At 62.8% G+C, this 20,688-nt stretch carries 18 protein-coding genes; 9 read left to right on the top strand and 9 right to left on the bottom strand.

Annotated elements, in window-relative coordinates:
* The first annotated feature begins 62 nt into the window (after positions 1-62).
* Positions 63-776: a PD-(D/E)XK nuclease family protein gene (locus HY921_03550; protein ID MBI5629943.1), complete on the top strand. Its 714-nt coding sequence runs from the start codon at positions 63-65 to the stop codon at positions 774-776.
* Here HY921_03550 and HY921_03545 read toward each other — a convergent pair.
* Together HY921_03545 and HY921_03540 are read right to left on the bottom strand one after the other, a co-directional pair.
* Positions 756-1,598, bottom strand: coding sequence for a diguanylate cyclase (locus tag HY921_03545; protein ID MBI5629942.1), 843 nt, complete (start codon positions 1,596-1,598; stop codon positions 756-758). The genes HY921_03550 and HY921_03545 overlap by 21 nt on opposite strands.
* A gap of 15 nt (positions 1,599-1,613) precedes the next feature.
* Positions 1,614-2,090, bottom strand: a complete 477-nt coding sequence (locus tag HY921_03540; protein ID MBI5629941.1) for a histidine phosphatase family protein — start codon at positions 2,088-2,090, stop codon at positions 1,614-1,616.
* A 205-nt stretch (positions 2,091-2,295) separates the two neighbouring features.
* On the opposite strand from HY921_03540, the gene HY921_03535 reads away from it, so the two are divergent.
* Both HY921_03535 and HY921_03530 read left to right on the top strand, forming a co-directional pair.
* The gene (locus tag HY921_03535) at positions 2,296-2,694 is read left to right on the top strand and encodes a hypothetical protein (protein MBI5629940.1); all 399 of its coding nucleotides are present in this window, start codon (positions 2,296-2,298) and stop codon (positions 2,692-2,694) included.
* 17 nt (positions 2,695-2,711) lie between these two features.
* Positions 2,712-3,149, top strand: coding sequence for a hypothetical protein (locus HY921_03530; GenBank protein ID MBI5629939.1), 438 nt, complete (start codon positions 2,712-2,714; stop codon positions 3,147-3,149).
* Between the two features lie 107 nt (positions 3,150-3,256).
* Here HY921_03530 and HY921_03525 read toward each other — a convergent pair whose 3' ends face one another.
* Entirely contained in the window at positions 3,257-4,426 is a 1,170-nt protein-coding gene (locus HY921_03525; protein ID MBI5629938.1) for a cardiolipin synthase ClsB, read from the bottom strand.
* Positions 4,427-4,457: 31 nt separating this feature from the next.
* Between HY921_03525 and HY921_03520 the strand changes: the two genes are divergently transcribed.
* Positions 4,458-6,362 carry an AAA family ATPase gene (locus HY921_03520; protein ID MBI5629937.1) on the top strand — a complete coding sequence of 635 codons (1,905 nt, stop codon included), beginning with the start codon at positions 4,458-4,460 and terminating at the stop codon, positions 6,360-6,362.
* Between the two features lie 107 nt (positions 6,363-6,469).
* Positions 6,470-7,351 carry a hypothetical protein gene (locus tag HY921_03515; GenBank protein ID MBI5629936.1) on the top strand — a complete coding sequence of 294 codons (882 nt, stop codon included), beginning with the start codon at positions 6,470-6,472 and terminating at the stop codon, positions 7,349-7,351.
* Here the strand turns inward: HY921_03515 and HY921_03510 are convergent.
* On the bottom strand, positions 7,348-7,968 hold the full coding sequence (locus tag HY921_03510) for a VTT domain-containing protein (GenBank protein ID MBI5629935.1): 621 nt from the start codon (positions 7,966-7,968) through the stop codon (positions 7,348-7,350). The two genes, HY921_03515 and HY921_03510, sit on opposite strands and share 4 nt — an antisense overlap.
* 232 nt (positions 7,969-8,200) lie before the next feature.
* Between HY921_03510 and HY921_03505 the strand changes: the two genes are divergently transcribed.
* Entirely contained in the window at positions 8,201-9,484 is a 1,284-nt protein-coding gene (locus tag HY921_03505) for a NupC/NupG family nucleoside CNT transporter (GenBank protein ID MBI5629934.1), read from the top strand.
* Positions 9,485-9,510: 26 nt separating this feature from the next.
* Here the strand turns inward: HY921_03505 and HY921_03500 are convergent, their stop codons facing one another.
* From HY921_03500 to HY921_03490, 3 genes are read right to left on the bottom strand one after another with little or no spacing between them, the layout of a single operon-like run.
* A complete protein-coding gene (locus tag HY921_03500; GenBank protein ID MBI5629933.1) occupies positions 9,511-10,230 on the bottom strand; it encodes an N-acetylmuramoyl-L-alanine amidase in 720 nt (239 codons plus the stop codon).
* A 29-nt stretch (positions 10,231-10,259) separates the two neighbouring features.
* The gene (locus HY921_03495; protein MBI5629932.1) at positions 10,260-13,007 is read right to left on the bottom strand and encodes a pyruvate, phosphate dikinase; all 2,748 of its coding nucleotides are present in this window, start codon (positions 13,005-13,007) and stop codon (positions 10,260-10,262) included.
* 60 nt (positions 13,008-13,067) lie between these two features.
* A complete protein-coding gene (locus HY921_03490) occupies positions 13,068-13,979 on the bottom strand; it encodes a TerC family protein (protein ID MBI5629931.1) in 912 nt (303 codons plus the stop codon).
* 29 nt (positions 13,980-14,008) lie between these two features.
* On the opposite strand from HY921_03490, the gene rnhA reads away from it, so the two are divergent.
* Positions 14,009-14,530 carry a ribonuclease HI gene (gene rnhA / locus HY921_03485; protein MBI5629930.1) on the top strand — a complete coding sequence of 174 codons (522 nt, stop codon included), beginning with the start codon at positions 14,009-14,011 and terminating at the stop codon, positions 14,528-14,530.
* Here rnhA and HY921_03480 read toward each other — a convergent pair.
* Entirely contained in the window at positions 14,500-15,681 is a 1,182-nt protein-coding gene (locus HY921_03480; protein MBI5629929.1) for a CDP-alcohol phosphatidyltransferase family protein, read from the bottom strand. The genes rnhA and HY921_03480 overlap by 31 nt on opposite strands.
* A 15-nt stretch (positions 15,682-15,696) precedes the next feature.
* Complete coding sequence (locus HY921_03475; protein MBI5629928.1) at positions 15,697-17,181, bottom strand: tetratricopeptide repeat protein; 1,485 nt, start codon at positions 17,179-17,181, stop codon at positions 15,697-15,699.
* A 24-nt stretch (positions 17,182-17,205) separates the two neighbouring features.
* On the opposite strand from HY921_03475, the gene malQ reads away from it, so the two are divergent.
* Positions 17,206-18,771, top strand: coding sequence for a 4-alpha-glucanotransferase (malQ, locus tag HY921_03470; protein ID MBI5629927.1), 1,566 nt, complete (start codon positions 17,206-17,208; stop codon positions 18,769-18,771).
* A 5-nt stretch (positions 18,772-18,776) separates the two neighbouring features.
* Positions 18,777-20,687, top strand: coding sequence for a 1,4-alpha-glucan branching protein GlgB (gene glgB, locus HY921_03465; protein ID MBI5629926.1), 1,911 nt, complete (start codon positions 18,777-18,779; stop codon positions 20,685-20,687).
* The last annotated feature ends 1 nt before the right edge of the window (position 20,688 follow it).

Genomic DNA, 20,688 nt, shown 5'->3' with positions numbered 1-20,688 from the left:
CCTCCAAATTGAACATAGTATTACTTGACAGGGCCTGAGGCCTGAATATACGACGCCAGCGTATGGAATTAAGCTTCACGCAGTTCCGGATATACCTCGAGTGCCCCTGGAAGTACAAACTGATGTTCGTGGAGGGACTCCGGATCGCGCCCACCCCGGACTCCTCCTTGGGGCAGTCCCTGCACCGGGCGCTGGAATGCTACCACCGCGGCGGGAGGGGGACCTTGGAGGCCCTCCTCGACTGCTACGACCGATGCTGGGTCGGGGCGGGATTCTCCAACCAGGAGCAGAGCCGGCGCTGCCATGAGAAGGGCTTGAGAATGCTCGAGAAGTACTTCGAGCGCGACCGAGACCGGCGCTCCAAGGTGGTGGCCAGCGAAAAGGAGTTCTCCTATCCCCTGGGGCGGCACGTGATACGCGGGATGCCCGACCGGCTGGACCGCCACCCAGACGGCCGCTATGAGCTCATCGACTACAAGACGCGCCTCGATTTCGAGCCGCACGGCCGCGTGGACGAGACGCTTCAGTTGCGCTTCTACGCCTTGGGACTTGTGGAATGCTTGGCGCTCACCCCTGCCTGGATTTCTCTCTACTCCCTGGCGGGGGCGGAGAAGAGGACATGGGATTACGATCCAGCGGGAGAGGAGGAGCTCAAGGCCATGATTCTTTCCGCGGCGGATTCCATTGAGAAGGGGATTTACGCGCCCGACGTTTCCTTCTGCCGGCGCTGCCAGTTCCGCCTGACCTGCGCGCACTCAACGGCCAAGCAGGTTTAGGCGGGTATTGAGCGGGGACGCTCGCACCTGGTTCTTGCCGTCGCGTTTGGCCTGGTAGAGGTTGAGGTCGGCCTGATGGAGGAGATCCTTGGCTCCCTGCTTTTCGTCTCCCGAGAAGGTCGAGACCCCGATGCTGACCGTGGTGCTGTAGCCGTTCTTGGCGATGGCGTGGCAGATGCGGGTCGCCACCTGCTTGGCCACCGCGTGCTCTGCCCCGGGCATGATCACCAAGAACTCGTCGCCGCCGTAGCGGCCCAGGATGTCCTCGGAGCGGACGTTGGTGACGATGGTCTCCGCCGTCTCCTTGATGACCCGGTCTCCGAAGAGATGCCCGTGCGTGTCGTTGATTTTCTTGAAGTCATCGATGTCAAGTATCATCGCCGAAAGGGGATTCTTGTTCGTGAGGGCCCGCTGTATCTCAAGCTCCAGTATCTCGTGCAGGTAGCCGTGGGTGTAGGTGCCGGTCAAGCTGTCGGTGACGGATTTGAGGTGGAGTTCGGCCAAGCGCGCGCTCAGGATCCGGTTGCTCACGCGCTGGCGCTCGCTTCTCACGCCGAGGACGTAGCCGAAGAGCATGAAGGCCATCACCGTGCCGATCCCCATGTAGGCGTAGAAGAGGAAGTTGTATTGGAGCTCGTGCCTGACCCAGAGGGACTTCAAGATGGGGTCGGCCAGCCAGTAGCGCAGGAGGAAGGCTCCTATCGGAGAGCCCACCCCCACGAAAAAGCCGGCGCAGGGGTAGAGGATGTAGTGGGGCAAGGCCTTCCATGAGGGTCTGGGCTCCTCGAAATCCGATTTCCGGCGTCGGCGGGTGATTCCCATGGCGGTGCGGCCTTATTATACTACGAGATCGCTCGGGTTGGCCGACCACAGGGCCTTTCCCTTCTTGGCGCCGGCAAGCTCAAGGGCGATGATGCCTCCCGGCCGCAAGTCGTAGATGGTTCCGGAGAGCAGGCAAGCCAGCTCTCCCAACTGGGGCTGATGCCCCACCAAGAGCGTTTCGGGCCAGCCCCTCAGCTTGGCGGAAAGCTCCGCCAAGAGTTGTTCCGCGGGCATGGCGTTGGAAAGGGGCAAGAAGGTCTCCACGCCGGCGGGGGGGCCCACGAGCTTGGCCGCTTCCTCGGCCGTTTGAACGGCCCGTTTCAGGGGGCTGTGAAGGATCGCGGCGGGGCTGGCGCCCTGGCGCAGGAGATGCGACACCGACTTGCGCACGGCCAGGCGCCCCTCCTCGGAGATCGGGCGCTCCGCGTCGCTTTTGACGCCGGCCTCGGCCGTGGAAGGGGACTGTCCGTGGCGCAGGAGGTAAATTTTCACCCCGTGAGGGTAGCAAAAAGGCTCAGGCAAAGACAAAGCCATTCCAGCCATGGAATTATCCACAGAACTTCGCGGCGAAGTTCGGTGGATAACTTCCGGATGTAGGCCTTTTGGCCTAGAACTTAGGTAGGCCGAAAGCTCCTGGCGGCCCCGCCCCCGCGAGGCTACCCTTTGTAGTATGGACGCGATTCTCAGGAGGTTTGATATGAGCAAGATTTTTACAGTTGGACTTGGCGCGGCCGTCATTTTTGCGGCAGGGCTTAGCACGGCTCGAGCCATGACCGACGAGGCCCTGGAGATGAAGGCTCTGCGGCAAGCGCAAGCCGAGGCGGGAAGGCTTTCCGCCCAATACCGGGCCGATAACTTGCGCGAGAAAATCCTGAAGCTCTGGCAGGCGGTCGAGCGTTCAGAGGGTCGCGTCGAGGTGCGGGCCAAGCTGACTGACGCCCGCCGGGCGCTCAACGACCGTGGCAATTATGGCGAAGCTTCTCGTCTCTTTTCCGATTCCGAACGGATGGCGCAGGACAATGCCGTGGCCGAGTTCCAGAAGAAGACGGATCATCTCCAGCCGCGCCAGCCTCGGCGCTGGAATAATCGGGAGTAGTCGTGAGAGACCGACTAATGGGCAAGATCGTCTTGGTCTGGCTGGCCGCAATTGGAGTTGTTGGTTGTTTCCCAGGCAATGGCAACGCTACTCCGGACACATTTGTCGGTGAAGATGCTCCTCGGGCTGCCGAAAACATCCGCAGGATCTTCTTGGATGAACGGGCGGAAAAGCTGCGCGAGCGCATCCTGGTCCTTTGGCGGGAATTCAATGATTCAGGCATGGGTCTTCCAATCGTCGGAAAAGTGAGTGTTAAAGCGGTGCTGACCAAAGCCAGACGCCTTCTCAATTCGGCCCCATTGACGAAAGAGAACGTGGACCAGGCGGCTGTCCAGATTGACCAGGCCCGGCATATTTTTGATATTGAAAAGGAGGCGCGTCGTAAACCTTCAAGCTCCGATGAGAATGGGGGTTCCCAAAATCGGCCCTTAGATCCACGATATGAGCTTCCTTAAGCTTCCGTCGCTGAGTTTTTAGCTCCCCCGCATTACGGCATCTTGCTCGACTGGGGGAGCTTCCCTTCGCCCCGGGCGCGGCCGCGCCCGGGGCCTGGCTTTAAGTCCTAGAAGAAGTACCTGAAGAAATAGAAGAACCGCTCCAGCACCTTCTCCCGGTAGGGCCGGCGCTCCCACCCCTCGAGCTTGATCTCCTTGGACCCGGCTATGCCGTCCCGGATGAGCTGGGCGAGCTCGCCCACGAACTTGGAGTTGAGGATATGGAGGTTCACCTCTAGATTGTGCAGAAGGCTCCTGTGATCCATGTTGTAGGAACCCACCGCGCACCAGGTTTCGTCGACCACGGCGATCTTCTCGTGCAGGACCGGCCCCGGCCACTCGAAAAGCCTCACCCCGTGGCGCAGAAGTGCTGCGTAGCGGTAGCGCGAGGCGTACCACACGGACTTGATGTCCGAGGAGCCGGGCACTAGAATTTTGACGCAGACTCCTCTCCGGGAAGCCGCGGCCAGGGCATGCCGGGTGCGCCGGTCGGGAAGGAAATAGGCGTTGGAGATGAGGACCTCCTTTCGGGCCGCGCGCAGCGCGCTGAGATAAGCGGAGCGGATCCGGTAGCGGTGCAGGAATTCCTGGTTGGCCGCCACCCAGACCAAGGAGTTTCCCCGGGCGTAGTGGGCTATCCCCACGGACTTGAACCAGCGCCCGGTTTCCTTGTACCAGACGCTGCGGAAGAGCCGGTCGAGCTCGTAGGCGGCCGGCCCTTCCAGGCGCACGTGGGTGTCTCGCCATTCGCGGCCGCCGTCGCGGACCGGGGCGTGGTCGTCCGAGATGTTCACCCCGCCGGTGAAGGCGACTTTTCCGTCCACTACCAGGATTTTGCGATGGTCGCGGCGGCCCCAGGACCAGCGCGGCCGCCAGGGGGCTATGGGATGGTACTCCAAGAGCTGGATGCCGCTGTTTCTCATGCGGTTGACGAGCACCGAGCTCAAATACATGGATCCGATCGAGTCGAAAATGACCCGCACCCGGACCCCGAGCCTGGCTTTCTCCTGAAGGCGTCGGGCGAATTCCCGGCCGGTTCTGTCGCCGTTGAACATGTAGGACTCAAGGTGGATCGTCTCCTTGGCCGAGTCGATGGCCTCCCACATGGCATTGAAGACCTCGCCGCCCGAGCGCAGCAAGGCGAGCTTGTTGCCCCCGATGTATTTGTCGAGATAGCGGGAGAAATCGCCCGAGCCCGGCCGGTTCCGCTTGAGCAGTTGAAACGAGCGCGCCGCCACGGCAGAAGTATAACAAATGCTAGAATTCATTATGAAAAAACAGGGGCATTTTGAGAAGCTCCAGGAGCTCTTGGAGGTCGAGCGCCAGGCCGAAAAGGCCGAGAATCTCCGGGAACTCCAGCGCTACCCCATAGCCACCCGGGAAGCCCTGGGCAAGACCGTGACCTCCCTCTCGCTGGAGTCTCGCGAGGAGGGGCTGGGGGGGATGCCTCTGGTGACCTTGGCGCGGGCGCCCAAAGCAGAGGAGCTCGCCCCTTTCCACGCCATGGGAGCGGGCGACAACGTCCTGGTTACCTTCCCCGAGGGGACGGAGCCGAGGAGCTCCGAGGGAACCCTTTACAAGGTCGACGAATACCGGGCCACGGTCGCCTTGAACGGCCCCGGCCCGGCGCACGCTCCGCGCGGAGGCTCCTGTCAAGTAGACCTCCTGGGCTCCGAGGCCACCTACAAACGGATGAAAAAGGCCTTGGCCAATACGGCCGAGGCCAAAAAGAACCGCTTGGCCGAGCTTCGCGAGATTTGCCTGGGGTCCAAAAAGCCCAGGACCCGCGGCGTCCGGGAGTTGGCCTACTTCAACCCGGCCTTGAACAAATTCCAAAGGGAGGCCGTCAAATCCTGCGTGGGCGCCGAGGACGTGGCCCTCATCCATGGCCCTCCCGGCACCGGAAAGACCACGGTCTTAGTCGAGATCATCCGCCAGGCCGCGGCGAGAGGAGAGAGGGTTCTGGCCACAGCCCCCTCCAACATCGCGGTGGACAACATGCTGGAGAAGCTCGCCGAGACGAACCTGCGCGTGGTGCGCTTGGGGCATCCCGCGCGCACCTTGGAATCCCTGCGCCACAACAATTTAGCCGCCTTGGTCGAGGAGGACCCGGCCTACGATGAAGTGCGAGAGCTTGACGCCTGGCGGGAGCGACTCATCAAGAAAAAGTCGCGCTTCGGCCGGGGCCAGCTCGGCTACGATGAGAGGCAGGACAGGGAGCGGGAGGTCATGAAGCTCTGGCGCGCGGCCCGCGACCTCGAGTTCGAGATTTCGCGGCGCCTCATCGCCCAGGCCCAGGTGGTGCTGGCGACCCACGCCGGGATCTCGCGCAAGCTCGTCAAGGGCAATTTCGACTTGGTGGCCCTGGACGAGGCCTCCCAGGCGACCGAGCCCTTGTCCTGGGTGCCCATCTTGATGGCCGAGCGGGCGGTTTTCGCTGGGGACTCCCTTCAATTGCCGCCCACCATCTATTCCCGCAAGGCCGCCGAGGAAGGGCTGGCCACCACTTTATTCGACCGCTTGAAGGAAATCCTGCCCGAGTCCCTGCAAACCCTCTTGCGCGTCCAGTACCGCATGCACGAGTCCATCATGGGATTTTCCTCAAGCCAGTTCTACGAGGGCAAGCTGATCGCCGACGAGTCCGTGCGCGCCCACACCGCGTCCGAGCTTCCCGGCGTCGCGGCGACCGAGCTCACCGGGGCTCCGCTCACCTACGTGGACACGGCGGGCGCGGGCTTCGAGGAATCCTGGAACGAGCTCCTGGAAAGCCGGGAGAATATGGGCGAGGCCAAGCTCGCCGTCCGGCTCATGGAGGAGCTCCTCTCGGCCGGCATCGAACCCCGCCAGCTCGCCATTTTGACGCCTTACGTGGCCCAGGCCAAGATTCTCAAGTCCTTGGTCAAAATACCGCATCTTGAGATCGGCTCGGTGGATGGGTTCCAGGGCCGGGAAAAAGAGGCGACCATCGTTTCTCTCGTGCGCTCCAACGCGGACGGCGAGGTCGGGTTTCTCTCCGACACCCGGCGCATGAACGTGGCCATGACCCGGGCCCGGCGCCTCCTGATCGTCATCGGCGACAGCGCCACCATCGGCCAGCACCCCTTCTACGCCAAGTTCATAGACTACGCCGACTCCCTCGACGCCCATCGGTCGTCTTACGAATGGCCGCATTGAGGCGGCGGCCCCGCCGCGAGCGGCTGGGCCCTTGACAAAATTCCGGGGGGGGGGCAATACTTCATTGCTTTCGCAATTCCTTATTTAGGAAAGGAGGCAAGAGAAGAATGAAGAAGATCATCCTGACGGCGATGGCGGCGGCTCTTCCATGGTCTGCGCACGCGCAGGACTTGAACGTCGGCGGCGCCAAGGCGGCGGTAGATAAAGCCAAGGCCATGAGCATCGAGTCCTGCAACGACCCCGAGGCCTTCAGCAATGCTGGAGTTCCTGTCGTCTCGGATTTTGGCAGTAAACGATGGCATTATTGGGTCAACAATGAGGGAATGACCTATTTCTGCCTTTATGGGGACGGTTATTTCGCGGCGCCAGGCTACCTGGCCGATATTCAAGACACCCAGGATGAGCTGCGCATCACCATGGTGAGCGTGGAGAACCCAACAGCCGGGGTCATGCGCATCGGTCGTGATAGTATCATGGAGGGGTTCACGGTTTTTGCGAGAAAGGGGATGCCGGATGTGTATCTCCGTGTTACTGCGATCAGCAAATACCGCCTGCCCAAGAAAGCACTGCGCGAGAAGACAGGTCTTACTCATGCGATCACGCTGGGTCAGGTGGCCTGGCTGGTGCAGGAATACGACAAGCGGATGCCCAAGCAAATGGATGAGCTAGGGGTTTATATGGACATGGATGCGAAGGCTCGGCTGAGCTCCGCCCTGGACATCGCCGCAAAGCAAGAGGGCGGCCTATTCTCAGGAAAGCTCAACGAGCGTAACCGCCTCAAGCTCCTGAAATTCCTGACCCTCCGGCTGGCCTCGGATCAAGGCTTAATCAAGGAAGACGCAAGACCCAACGCTAGAATCATCCTCCGCATGGATGATCCGTCGCGCGACGGCCAGGAGGTGGCCGTTTATTTTAGCCGCGATGGAAAAAGGACGAGCCTGCGCTGGCTCGCCCCTCCGGGTGGCAAGCCGCACCTCGAGGATATCTAGGCTCGCCGCCGCGCCCGCCAGAACTCGATTAGGCCCGGCAGCACGGAGAGAAAGATCACGACCAGTATGACGGCGTGTATCTTCTTCTCGATGTCGGGAACCAAGGACGCCAGGCCGTAGCCGCCAAGCACGGTGCTCAGCACCCAGAGAAGGCCTCCCGAGATATTGTAGGCGACGAAGCGCGCGTAGTTCATGCTCGCGATCCCCGCCACCACCGGGGCGAAAGTCCGCACGATGGGGACAAAGCGCGCCAAAACTATGGTTTTGGCGCCATATTTTTCGTAGAAGTCATGGGTGCGGACGAGGTGTTTTTTCTTGAAGAACAGGCCATCCTCCCGCTTAAATAGCGCCTGGCCGGTCTTGCGGCCGATGGCGTAGCCCAGTTGGTCGCCTAAAATCGCGCAGGCCGCCACGGAGGGCAGGAGCCAGGCAAGCGGGATGAGCCCCATGCGGGAGAAGACCCCCGCCGTCACCAGGAGCGAGTCTCCAGGGAGGAAAAACCCAACGAACAGCCCGGTCTCAACGAATACCACGGCGCAGATGAGGGTCAGCCCTCCCCATTGGATCAGGCCTTGGACGTCGTAGACGAAGTGGAGGATGCTTTTGACGGATTCGATCACGCGAGACTACAAAGTAGCAAATTCCCCGCCCCGCGTTCCGGAATTGTTTTATATAATCCTCGACATGAAACGAACCATGACCCCCGCCTCCTTCGGACGGCTTTGGATTTTCTACATCGTCTGCGCCTTGGCGGGATACCTCGGCGTGGCGGCCTTCGCCTCGGGCCCTGCGGCGTCGACGGCCAAGCCCGCCGTCCAGGAGGCATCCGCTCCGATAGCTTCCAGGGTCATGAGCCTGAAGGCCGAAAGCGGCAACACGAGCCTCCTTAATCGCTGCGTCTCGGTCCTGGGCTTGTTCGTCTTGATAGGCCTTTGTTATCTCATGTCGAGCGACCGCTCCAAGATCAACTGGCGCTTGGTGGCCTGGGGCATGGGCCTGCAGTTTGCTTTCGGCATCCTGGTCTTAAAGACCGCTCCCGGCCTGTGGTTCTTCTCGAAGCTCAACGACGGGACCTTGGCCTTGCTCGGCTTCTCCCAGGAGGGCACGAAGTTTCTCTTCCGCTCATTCGTCACCGGCCAGGTGGACAACGGCATGGTGAACTTCACCTTCAACGTGCTCCCGACCATCATATTCTTCTCCGCCCTTATGACGGTGGGCTACCATCTGGGAGTCATGCAGTGGGTGGTCAACTTCTTTGCCGTCGCCATGCAGAAGACCATGAAGTGTTCGGGGGCGGAAACCCTCTCCACCGCCGCCAACATCTTCGTGGGCCAGACCGAGGCTCCCCTGGTGGTCAAGCCTTACATCCGGGACATGACCCAGTCGGAGCTCTTGGCCATCATGGTGGGCGGGTTCGCCAACACGGCGGGCGGGGTGCTGGCGGCCTACGTCGGGATGCTCTACAAATATTTCCCGGACATCGCCGGGCATTTGATCGCCCAGTCCGTGATGTCGGCCCCGGCGGCTTTGGCCTGCGCCAAGATAGCGATTCCGGAGACCGAGAAGCCCGTCACCGGCGGCTACGTCAGCATGGGCAAGGAAAAACTAGATGCCAACCTCATAGACGCCGCGGCCCGGGGGGCCTCGGAGGGGCTGCAACTCGCCTTCAACGTGGCGGCCATGCTCCTGGCCTTCATCGCCCTCATCGCCTTGGCCAACGTTCTCCTGCAGAAAACCGCCGCCCTCCTCGGGGCCCCGCACGTCTCCTTGGAGTGGCTGTTCGGCCTGGTGGGCTGGCCCCTGGCCTGGGTGATGGGGGTTCCCGCCGCGGACTGCTGGACCGTGGGACAGCTGCTGGGGGTCAAGACCGTGGTCAACGAATTCGTGGCCTACCTCCAGCTGGCCGATATCCTCCAGAAGGGCTCTCCCATCTCCTACCGCTCGGTCATCATCGCCAGCTACGCCCTGTCGGGCTTTGCCAACTTCTCCTCCATCGCGATACAGATCGGAGGCATCTCCGCCATCGCTCCGACCCGGCGGCATGACTTGGCCAAGCTCGGCTTTAAGGCCATGATCGTGGGGGCCATCGCGACCTTCATGACCGCCACCATAGCAGGCATATTAGTTCCCTAGGGCTCGGCCCGGGGAGCGCCCGGGCCTCACCACCGTCCACCGTTGATAAGCCAGGGCGCGCTCAAGGGGAGTGTTTCCAGGCGTTTCTCCGATAATTTGGGAGTGAGGAGGAGACTCGCCATCAGCCTCTTCTTCATCCGCTTGAAGGGCGAGTCCGCGTCCTTGGGATCATCGAGGTAGTGCCCGGGGCAGTGGGTGCTGTTGAAGTCCTGGTGTCCGTAGACCTGGGAGGGGGCGATCTGCTTGTGGGAGTAGAGGATCCAGGAGATGAGGTCCTGCAGGCTTTCCAGCTGCTTGGGCGTGGCGTGCTGGTTTTCGATGTCTCCCATGAGGGCGATGCCGACGCTGCCCGCGTTGTAGGAGAAGGTGTGCGCCCCCAGTAGGTGCAGGGGCCGGCCCACCAATATCCTTCCCTCCCAGTCCACGAGGTAATGGTAGCCGATGTCGCTCCAATGCTCCCCGTAGATGTGCCCGTCGCGCACCTGATGGTAATGGGCCTTGGCGGCCTCCCAGCTCTGTCCGGCGTCGAGCTTCTTGGTTTGCGACGAGATCACGATGTCGGTGTGGTGCACGATGATGCGGACTTTGGGAACGTCCTCCTCCACGTCCGGGATGACATCGGAGAGGCCCAACTCGGAGCGCTGATGGATCTGGGGGCGGGGGGGAGGGGAGGAGGCCGCAGCCAGGGCCTGCGCCTGGTGCGAGCAGGAAATCAGGCACGACAACAGCCAGAAGAACCTGCGCATGAGGCCTCCGTGCGTCTGTTTCTGGTTGACTATTTTCTCCGCCTGCGCCTGAGCGCGGCCTGGGCCGCGGCCAGGCGCGCCACCGGCACTCGGTACGGGGAGCATGAGACGTAGTCCACTCCGACCTCGTCGAAGAAAGCGATGGAGGCCGGGTCTCCCCCATGCTCGCCGCAGATACCGATCTTGAGGTTCGGCTTTTCCCGCCGCCCCTTCTCGATGGCCCAGCGCACGAGCTCCCCGACCCCGGCCTGGTCCAGGCTCTGGAAGGGATCCTCTGGGAGAACCTTGAGCTCCTGGTACTTGCGCATGTAGCGGCCGTAGTCGTCTCGGGAAAAGCCCAAGGTCATCTGGGTCATGTCGTTGGTCCCGAAAGAAAAAAAATCGGCCTCGCGCGCGATCTCGTGGGCGGTGACCGCGGCCCGCGGGACCTCGATCATGGTGCCTATCCGATAGGGAATCTTCATCTTATAGCGCGAGAGCGCCTCTTGAGCTGCGGCCTCCACCCTCTCCCTCTGGTGCCTAAGCTCGGCCGCGTGGCCGACCAAGGGGATCATGATCTCCGGAGAGACAGCGACGCCCTCCTTGGCGGCCTCGCAGGCCGCTGAGAGTATGGCACGGGCCTGCATCTCGGTGATCTCGGGATAGGTGATGCCCAGGCGGCAGCCGCGGTGGCCCAGCATGGGGTTGGATTCCTTGAGCTCCAAGGTCTTGGCCCATATCTTTTTAACGTTGAAGCCGAGCTTGCGGCAAAGCTTTTCCGCCTCCTCGAGGGTGCGCGGCAGGAACTCGTGCAGGGGAGGGTCCAAGGTGCGGATGGTGACCGGCAGGCCCTTCATCTGGCGGAATATGGCGAGAAAGTCCTGCTTCTGGAGCGGGAAGAGGGCTTCCAAGGCCTCGTAGCGCTCCTCGTCGGTCTCGGCCACGATCATTGCGAACATCTTGGCGATGCGGTCTTCCTTGAAAAACATGTGCTCGGTGCGGCAGAGCCCGATTCCGGCGGCACCCAGGGCCAGGGCTGTCTTGGCGTCCTGCGGGGTGTCGCCGTTGGCCCAGACCGCGAGGTCTCTGGCCTTGTCCACCCAGCCCATGAAGCGCTTGAAGGCTTTGAAGAGCTCGGAGCCGTCCTCCGCGAGCTCGCCCAGGAGGATGCGGAGGATTTGGGAGGGCTGGGTCTCGACTTGCCCTTCGATCACGTCTCCCGTGAAGCCGTCAAGAGAGATGAAATCGCCCGAGCGCAGCACGGAGCCGTTCATGCGCAGGGATTTTTCCGCCTCGTGAATCCGCAGGGTCTCGCAGCCCACCACGCAGACCTTGCCGAGGCCGCGCCCCACGACGGCCGCGTGGCTGGTGAGCCCGCCGGTCATGGTGAGAATGCCTTGGGCCGCGATCATGCCGTGGATGTCATCGGGGTTGGTTTCCGGCCGGACCAGGATCACCGGGCCAGAGCGCGCCGAGGCCTCGGCCTCGGCGGCCGAGAAAGCGATGCGCCCCGAGGCCGCGCCCGGCCCGGCCGCCAGCCCCTTGGCCAAGATCCGGTGTTTGGCCCGGGCCTGGGAGTCGAAGACGGGCCGCAAGAGCTCGTCGAGCTGGCCGCAGGAGAGGCGCTCGACCGCGGCCTCCTCGGAGATAAGGCCTTCCTCCACCATGTCGACGGCGATTCGGAGCGCGGCTAGGGCCGAGCGTTTCCCCGTTCTGGTTTGCAGCATGTAGAGCCGGCCTTTCTCAACGGTGAACTCCATGTCCTGGATGTCCTTGTAGTGGCGCTCGAGCTTCTTGGCGATGGACTCTAGCCGGCAATGGACCCGCGGCAGCTCGCTCTTCATCTGCGCCAGGGGCTTGGGGGTGCGCGCGCCGGCCACGACGTCCTCTCCCTGGGCGTTGACGAGATATTCTCCGTAGAAGCGTCTTTCCCCGGTGCCGGGGTCGCGCGTGAATCCCACCCCCGTGGCGCAGTCGCCGCCCATGTTGCCGAACACCATGGCCTGCACGGTGCAGGCCGTGCCCAGGGAATCGGGGATGCGGCTCTGCTTGCGGTAGGCGATGGCGCGGGGATTATTCCAGGACTCAAAGACAGCGGTAACCGCCATGCGCAGCTGGTCCCAGGGATTCTGCGGGAAAGGGAATCCCGCCTGCTCGATGTATATCTCCTTGGAGATGTCGACCAGTTTCTTGAGGCTCTGGGTGGAAAGTTCCGAGTCCTCCTTGACGCGGCCCCTGGTCTTGATGGAGCGCAGCGCCGTCTCGAAATGATCCTTGTCGATGCCCTTGACCACGTTGCCGAACATCGCGATGAATCGCCGATAGCAGTCCCAGGCAAAACGCGGGTTGCGGGTCTGAGCCTCGAGGCCTTGGATGGTCCGGTCGTTCAAGCCCAGGTCTAGTATGGTGTCCATCATCCCGGGCATGGAAAATTTGGCTCCGGAGCGCACCGAAACGAGGAGGGGGTTTGCCTCGTCGCCGAATTTCCGTCCCGCCGCCTTTTCGAGCGCGGCCATGGCGGCGATGAAGTCCTTCAAGACCTGCCGCGGAAGCGCCTGGGCCGAGCGCGCGGGATGGCGCATGGAAAACCGCGTCATCTTGCGCGCCTCGCGGCGCTGGTAATAGGCGCGGCAGACCTGCGTCGTGACGGTAAATCCGGGTGGAACGACGAGCCCGAGGCGGGACATCTCGAGGAGCCCGGCCCCTTTCCCGCCCAGGAGAGCCCGCAGCTCCTCGGGCTTGAGCCCTTTTAAGGAACGAACGTCCTTGGCATCGCAGAAGCAGTAGATGGTCTTCATGTCTCGCCCGCGGCTGATTATAACTAAAAAGAGTCCTAGAGAGTAAATAGGCCTAAAGACCTATTTGCTTGGCAGGAACAGGGAGGCTGCCACGCAGAGGGAGAGGACGGCGGCGATGAAGGCAAGGGAGAAACCGATGGAGATGGCGATGACGGAGGAGAGCATCATCTTCACGCCCACGAAGACGAGGATCGCGGAGATGCCGGCTTTAAGATAACGGAACATTCCGACCATGCCCGCCAGCAGGAAGTAGATGGCGCGCAGGCCCATCACCGCGAAGATGTTGGAGGTGTAGACGATGAATGGGTCCGGGGTGATGGCGATGACGGCCGGGATGGAGTCGAGGGCGAAGATGATGTCCGAGAATTCGACCATGAGCAAGGCGGCGAAAAGAGGCGTGGCGTGCAGCCGGCCGCCCAGACGCGTGAAGAAGGCTTGGTCTTTGATTTCTCCGGAGAGGGGCATGAATTTCTTAAGGGCTTTTAACGCCGGGTTGGCGCCGGGATCGTGCTGGTCCTCGGCCTGGAACGCCATCTTGAGCCCTGTGAAGACGAGGAGAATCCCGAAGACATAGATCATCCAGTGGAAGGTCCGGATGAGGGAGACTCCCACGAAAATGAAGAAGAAGCGCATGGCGATCGCTCCTAGGATGCCCCAGTGGAGAATGCGCGACTGGTACATGGGGGAAATGGAGAAATAGCTGAAGATCATGACGAAGACGAACATGTTGTCCACGCTGAGCGACTGCTCCAGGAGGTAGCCGGCGACGAATTGGAGGGCTTTTTCATGGCCAAGGCGGTAATGAACGCAGACAGCGAACGCCCCCGCCAGGGCGGCCCAAATCAGGCACCACAGCCCGGCTTCCCGCATCGAAATCACGTGGGCCCTGCGCTGGAAGAGGCCGAGGTCCACGGCCATCATGCCCAAGATCACCAGGGCAAAGCCGATCCATAAGGGATCTAGTGCCGGCATGAAATAAAAGATAACATTTTTGCCGGTTAATGAAGGAGCGAGGCTTGCCGGATCACATCGCGGTTTTCACTGACGGCGCCTGCCTGGGAAACCCCGGCCCCGGAGGCTGGGCCGCGGTCGTCTTGCATCCCAGAGGCCAGGTGCGCGAGCTCGGGGGCCGCTCGGCCCAGACCACCAACAACCGGATGGAGCTGGCGGCCGCCATAGCGGCCTTCAGGGCGTTGAAGGAAGAGACTTTCCCCATGACGGTCTACGCCGACTCGAAATACGTGATCCTCGGCATCACCTCGTGGATCGCGTCGTGGAAGCGCCGCGGCTGGCGCACGGCCTCCGGGGAGGGCGTGCTCAACCGCGATCTTTGGCAGGAGCTCGACGCCCGGGTGGCCGCCTACCGCGGGCCCATCGCTTGGGAATACGTGCGCGGCCACAGCGGGGTTCCGGGCAACGAGCGCTGCGACGCCTTGGCCGTTTCCTTCGCGCAGGGGGCGCCCCTCACCCTCTACAAGGGCCATGTTTCGGGCTACGAGATTTCGCTGCTTCCCTTGCCCTGAGCCGCCGGAGCGGCGAGAGCCAAACCCCAAAGCGCCAGCCAAAAAAGGTGGGAGCCCGCGCCCGCCGTCCACAGGAACCATTCCAGGCGCCCCATCACGGCCAGAAGCAGGACCACGTAAACGTAGTCTCGGCTGGCCAGACGCTCGATCGCCTCGGGGAGGGGTCGGCGGCGGTTTTCAGGCAGGCGCAGGATCAGCCACCAGACGCTGGCCATGCAGAGAATAAGCCCGGAGACGAGGAGCGCTCCCGGCGCCAGGAACCCGAAAGACGGATCGGCCCGGTGCAGTCCCCATGGAATGGCCGCGAAGGTGGCCAGATGGCAGAGGTGGTCCGCGGCGAGGTCGTAAGCTCCGCCCCAGGGGCTTGCCAAGAGCTTGAGCCGGGCGATCTCGCCGTCGCAGCCGTCCAAGATGCAGCTGATCCAGAGGAGAAAGGCGCCGGCCGTCTGCCAGGCGTAGAGGCCGGTGGCCAGGCCCGCGGCGCCCATAAGACCGAGGAGGAAGCCGGCCGTGGTGATTTGGTTCGGGGTGACGGACGTCTTGAGGAGGCGCTTGGAGAGGGCGATGGAAAGGCGCCTGTCCCAGCGCGCCAAATAGCCGTCGGTGGGGCTTGCCAAGGCGCCATAGAGGGAATTCTCCGCCTCGAGCACCGAGTCCCGATCCCGGGCCGGCTGCCAGCCGCGGTCGACGCGGCGGGAGGCCAGGGCGGCGCTCAAGGCTCTTCTGGCGACCGCGCCGGCGGTCGCCACACCGGACATCATGGCGCCGGCCCGGGGGAGGTAGACGGCGACGATTTCCCCATCCGAAAGCCAAGCCCGCCCCTCTTCCCCTGTCCCGGCTTCCTTCAGGAATTTCTTAAGGGCGAGCTCTCGGGGAAATCCCCCGGACGAAACAACGAGCAATGGCTTTTCGGCCGCGAGAAGACGGGCCGCCGGCTCCCCGTTGGCGCAGGCCAGGGGCAAAGACAGCCTCTCAAGCTGCCTGCGCCATAAGCCATTGAAGTCCGCGTCTGGATCGCAGAAAATGATGCGCGCGCAAGAAAGCTCCCGCGCGGCCTGATGGGCCGTGCGCAGGGCTGCCGGAAGGCCGGCCACCATGCGTGATCGGCCGGCCTCGGGCAGGAGGACTTGCAGCGCGCCTTCCAAGGGCATAAGACCATCATTATACTATTCCCGTCCCTTCTCCAGGGAGAGCAAGCCTTCCTTGGTCTTTCCCGCCTTCATTTGGAAAACCCCGAGATTGTGCCAAGCCGCGGCGTCGGGCCGCAGGGCCAGCCGAGCCTGGGCGATCCGCAGGGCTTCCTGGATGCGTCCTGTTTGGCTGTAGAGGACTCCCAAGTCCATGTAGGGCTCTAAGTAGGCGGGGGCCAAGGCCAGGGCCTCCTTCAGCTCGGCCTCGGCTTCCGGATAAAGCCCGCGCTTGAGGCATTCGGCCCCCAGAGCCGCTCTAGCCCTGGGGTTTCGGGGGGCCGCCAGGGCGGTTTGCTTCCAGAGTTCGAGGGGGTCCAGGAACAGGGAAGAGCGGCGCCAATCCATGGCCGCATAAAGGAAAGCCAAGGCCCCCAATGCTATCGGAGCATAGGTTCGCCGGTCGGCTTTTATTAAGGAACAGAAGCGAACGAGCAGGAGGAAAAAGCCCGCGCTTGCCAGGTATAGATAACGGTCAGCGACCAGGCTGAAGTTGAAGAGTGGAATAATGTTGAGGAAAGGCAGTAAGGAGAGGCTCATCAAGGCCGCAGCTTTTCCCAAGAGGTGGTCTTTGCGCAAGAGCGCTGCGGCCATCATGGCGCAGGCGCCTAGGCCGGCCGGGATAAGCAGCGCCTCCAGGGAGGGCCAAGGCCCGACCGGGGCCAGCGAGTGTTCAAGCCCGGGGTTCCAGGGGAGGGGGAACTGGGACGCCAGCCAGAGGCCTATTTTCCCCGAGGTCAGCGCGTGGCGCCCGAGGCTTCCTCCCATCAGGGGCTCCAGCGGCCGCGGGGCCGGGCCCAGGCGCAGGGCGACATAGGCCGAGGCGATCACGCCCCAACCCGCCCAGAGCCTGGCGTCGGGCACCGGTTTTTTTGACTTTCCGCCGGCCGCGGCCGCCAGGAGGGGGATGAGGAGCGCGGTTTCCTTGCACAAGAGCGCGAAGGCGAAAAGGGCCCAGCAGGCCGCGAGCACCGCGGCGGACAAGGCCTTCTCGTCCTCGAGTATGTTGAGGACAAGGAGTGCCGCCAAAGCGACCTCCAGATGGGTCTTGAAGGTGGACAGGGCCAGGACCTCGACGTGGGCCGGATACAGGGCGAAGAGGAGGGCGCCCCAAAAAGCCAGGCTCTTGTCGCCGGGCCAACGGCGCAGGAGGGCCAGGAGAAGGCAGGCGTTGGCGGCGTGGAGGACGAGGCTCGAGCCGCGGTAAATCCAGGGCTGGGCCCCGGCCCAAGAGTAGAGGATGCGGTGTTCAAGGGCTATCAGAGGCTCGTAGGCCAGGCTCGGGTCCGGGCGCAGCAGCAGGGTCTTCCAGCCCGGCCAGGGGCCCGTCACCAAGGGATTGCCCAGGACATAGCGCAGGTCGTCGTAGACGAAGGGGGCTTGAACCAGGAAGGCGAAGGCAACGGCGACGACGGCGAAGAGGCCGAGGCATTCCCAGCCCGGACTTCTCTCCTTGGGAAGCATTCAAGTATGTTAAAATATACTTTTATGGCGATCAATCGCCTTCTAAGCCGCAGGAGCAGCGGCCTTCTCCTGCATCCCACGTCGCTACCGGGCCCCCACGGAGCAGGCGATTTGGGCCCGTGCGCCTATCAATTCGCGGATTTCCTGGCCGAGTCCGGGCAAAGCTTGTGGCAGATGCTGCCGGTGGGCCCGACCGGCCCCGGCAATTCTCCCTACAGCTCTCCCTCGTCTTTCGCCGGTAACCCGTGGCTGATCAGCTTGGAGCTCATGGCCCGGGAGGGCTTTCTCGATGAAGCCGACATCGTGGGCGCGCCGGCGTTTCCTCCCGGCCGCGCGGACTACCGGGCCGCGGCCCATTACAAGGAGCCGCGCCTGCGCCAGGCATTCTCGCGCTTCATGAGCCGGGCGACCTCCGAGCACTGGGACGCCTTCAGGGCTTTTTACAACAAGAACCACGACTGGGTGGATGAATATTCCCTGTTCTGCGCCCTCAAGGAGAAGCACGGCGGGGCTCCCTGGGTGGATTGGGAGCCGATGTTCCGCAAGCGCGAGTTCCGGAACTGGGGCCAAGACGCGTTGAGGAACCTCTTCGAGAGCGCGACCTACCATCAATTCCTGCAGTTTCTTTTTGACCGGCAATGGCAGGCTCTGCGCTGTTATGCCGCTTCCCGGGGCGTGCGCTTGATCGGGGACGTTCCCATCTACGCGGCCCATGAAAGCGCCGACGTCTGGGCCTGCCAGGAGGTGTTCCACCTGGGGGCCGACGGTCGCCCCAGCCTTATGGCCGGTGTTCCTCCCGACTACTTCAGCCAGACCGGCCAGCTGTGGGGCAACCCCTTGTACCGCTGGGACGAGCTTGCCCGGCGCGGCTACGACTGGTGGATCGCGCGGCTCAAGATCGCGGCCCGGCGCTTCGACGCGGTGCGCTTGGACCATTTTATCGGCTTCCAAAGATACTGGGAAATCCCGGCCTCGGCCAAGACCGCCAAGGAAGGGCGCTGGGTCCCGGGCCCGCAGGCCGCGTTTTTCGAAAAGGCTCTCCCGCAGCTGCCGGAACTGGAGCTCATCGCCGAGGACTTGGGTTGTCTCACTACCGAGGTTTCGGCGCTGCGGGACCGCTTCGGCCTGCCCGGGATGCGCGTCCTCCAGTTCGCTTTCGGCGCCGACGAGCAGGCCGAGAATTTCCTGCCGCCCCGCTATCCAGAACGCTGCGTGGCCTACACCGGGACTCATGACAACGACACCGTGGTCGGCTGGTTCAACGACGACGGCTCAGGGCCCGGCTCCCGCTCGCCCGAGCAGGCCCGCAAGGAGCGCGCCGAGGCTCTGCGCTACCTCGGCGGCGACGGCAGGGAGATTCACTGGGACATGATCGCGGCGGTTTTTAAGTCCACCGCCAACACGGCCATCGTTCCGGTCCAGGATGTTTTGGGCCTGGGCGGCGAGGCGCGCATGAATTATCCGGGAGTGGCCGAGGGCAACTGGGAATGGCGCCTTCTGCCCGGGCAGTTGGGTCAAGCCGCGGCAGGCAGGCTCAGGGCCTTGGCCGAGGCCAGCGAGAGAGTGGCGAGGCAGGCGCAAGAGGCATGAACGATATGGTCGGCCAGAAGCCATTCCTGCTCACGGACGATGACCTTCATTGGTTCAACGAAGGCAGGCATTCCCGCCTTTATGAGAAGATGGGCGCTCACCTCTTCGTTCTTGACGGAAAGCCGGGGCTCCTGTTTTCCGTCTGGGCTCCCAACGCCAAGAAAGTCTCCGTCATCGGGGATTTCAACGGCTGGAACCGCGCGAAAAATCCCCTCAAGTGCCGGGGCAGCTCTGGAATTTGGGAGGGGTTCGTGCCGAACATCGGGCGCGGGGCCTTGTATAAATACTGCATCGTCGCCCAGAACGAGAACCAGAGGTTGGAGAAGTCTGATCCCTTCGCCTTCTTCCATGAGGTCGCGCCTAAGTCCGCTTCCGTGGCCTGGGACTTGGAATACGGCTGGGGGGACCGGGCCTGGATGGGCCAAAGAGCCAGGCGCAACAGCCTCGAGGCCCCGATATCCATTTACGAGGTCCATCTGGGCTCTTGGCGGCGGGCCCCCGGGGAAACCCGATTCCTGACCTATAGGGAACTAGCGCTTCCCTTGGCGGAATACGCGCGCGAAATGGGGTTTACCCATGTTGAATTCCTCCCCCTTATGGAGCACCCTTTCTACGGCTCCTGGGGCTACCAGACCTTGGGCTACTTCGCGCCCACCGCCCGCTACGGCAGCCCCCAGGATTTCATGTTCCTCATCGACACTTTGCACCAGCACGGCCTGGCCGTGATCCTGGACTGGGTCCCTTCCCATTTTCCCAATGACGGCCACGGCCTGGCTCTCTTCGACGGCACCCATCTTTACGAGCACGCCGATCCCCGCCAAGGCTTTCACCCCGACTGGAAGAGCTGCATTTTCAATTACGGCCGCAACGAGATTCGCTCCTTCCTCGTCAGCAACGCCTTGTTTTGGCTCGACCGCTACCACGCCGACGGGCTCAGGGTGGACGCGGTGGCCTCCATGCTGTACCTGGACTATTCAAGGAAGGAAGGCGAATGGATCCCGAATCTCTACGGGGGACGCGAAAACCTGGAGGCCATCTCTTTTCTAAGGCAGCTCAACGAGGAGATATACAAGAGCTATCCGGGCGCGCAGACCTTCGCAGAGGAGTCCACCGCTTGGCCCCTGGTCTCGCGGCCGACTTATGCCGGGGGGCTCGGCTTCGGGCTCAAATGGGACATGGGTTGGATGCACGACACCTTGGAGTACATGAGGAAGGAGCCCGTGCACCGCAAATTCCATCATGACCGCGCCACTTTCCGGATGATTTACGCCTTTCACGAGAATTTCGTCCTGCCCCTGTCACACGACGAGGCGGTCCACGGCAAGGGGTCGCTGTTGAGCCAGATGCCGGGAGACGACTGGCAGAAGTTCGCCAACCTAAGGCTCCTTCTCGGCAACATGTACGCCCACTCCGGCAAGAAGCTGGTCTTCATGGGAACCGAGCTCGCCCCATGGCGCGAGTGGAACCACGACGAGAGCTTGGAATGGCGCCTGGCGGAATACGACAAGCATTCCGGAATCCAGAAGTGGCTGCGGGACCTCAACCGCGCCTACGCCGGCGAGCCGGCTCTTCACGAGCTCGATTGCGAGCCCGCTGGGTTCGAGTGGGTGGACTGCCTCGACGGCGACCAAAGCACCTTGAGCTTCTTGCGCAAGTCCAGGTCGGGCGAGGCGGTTCTGGTCGTTTTCAACTTCACTCCCGTTCCGCGCTTCGGCTTCAAGGTGGGGGCGGCGCGCGCGGGCTCGTGGAAGGAAATCTTAAACAGCGATGCCGCCTGCTACGGGGGCAGCGGCCTGGGCAACCTCGGCGCCGTCGAGGCGAGAGCGGAGCCGGCCCACGGCCGGCCCTGCTTGCTTGAAGTCACCTTGCCGCCCCTGGCCGTGCTGTTCTTCAAGAGCGTCCTTCCGGCGAAATAAG

It is taken from the genome of Elusimicrobiota bacterium, assembly GCA_016218575.1.
Classification (GTDB): Bacteria; Elusimicrobiota; Elusimicrobia; order UBA1565; family UBA9628; genus JACRDN01.
This window is presented reverse-complemented; position numbering and strand designations above follow the sequence as displayed.

Bases quoted from the DNA above. Each gene is read 5' to 3' on its own strand.
- HY921_03550 (MBI5629943.1), top strand. From the start codon at position 63: ATGGAATTAAGCTTCACGCAGTTCCGGATATACCTCGAGTGCCCCTGG.
- HY921_03545 (MBI5629942.1), bottom strand. From the start codon at position 1,598: ATGGGAATCACCCGCCGACGCCGGAAATCGGATTTCGAGGAGCCCAGA.
- HY921_03535 (MBI5629940.1), top strand. From the start codon at position 2,296: ATGAGCAAGATTTTTACAGTTGGACTTGGCGCGGCCGTCATTTTTGCG.
- HY921_03530 (MBI5629939.1), top strand. From the start codon at position 2,712: ATGGGCAAGATCGTCTTGGTCTGGCTGGCCGCAATTGGAGTTGTTGGT.
- HY921_03520 (MBI5629937.1), top strand. From the start codon at position 4,458: ATGAAAAAACAGGGGCATTTTGAGAAGCTCCAGGAGCTCTTGGAGGTC.
- HY921_03515 (MBI5629936.1), top strand. From the start codon at position 6,470: ATGAAGAAGATCATCCTGACGGCGATGGCGGCGGCTCTTCCATGGTCT.
- HY921_03505 (MBI5629934.1), top strand. From the start codon at position 8,201: ATGAGCCTGAAGGCCGAAAGCGGCAACACGAGCCTCCTTAATCGCTGC.
- HY921_03500 (MBI5629933.1), bottom strand. From the start codon at position 10,230: ATGCGCAGGTTCTTCTGGCTGTTGTCGTGCCTGATTTCCTGCTCGCAC.
- HY921_03495 (MBI5629932.1), bottom strand. From the start codon at position 13,007: ATGAAGACCATCTACTGCTTCTGCGATGCCAAGGACGTTCGTTCCTTA.
- HY921_03490 (MBI5629931.1), bottom strand. From the start codon at position 13,979: ATGCCGGCACTAGATCCCTTATGGATCGGCTTTGCCCTGGTGATCTTG.
- rnhA (MBI5629930.1), top strand. From the start codon at position 14,009: ATGAAGGAGCGAGGCTTGCCGGATCACATCGCGGTTTTCACTGACGGC.
- HY921_03480 (MBI5629929.1), bottom strand. From the start codon at position 15,681: ATGCCCTTGGAAGGCGCGCTGCAAGTCCTCCTGCCCGAGGCCGGCCGA.
- HY921_03475 (MBI5629928.1), bottom strand. From the start codon at position 17,181: ATGCTTCCCAAGGAGAGAAGTCCGGGCTGGGAATGCCTCGGCCTCTTC.
- malQ (MBI5629927.1), top strand. From the start codon at position 17,206: ATGGCGATCAATCGCCTTCTAAGCCGCAGGAGCAGCGGCCTTCTCCTG.
- glgB (MBI5629926.1), top strand. From the start codon at position 18,777: ATGGTCGGCCAGAAGCCATTCCTGCTCACGGACGATGACCTTCATTGG.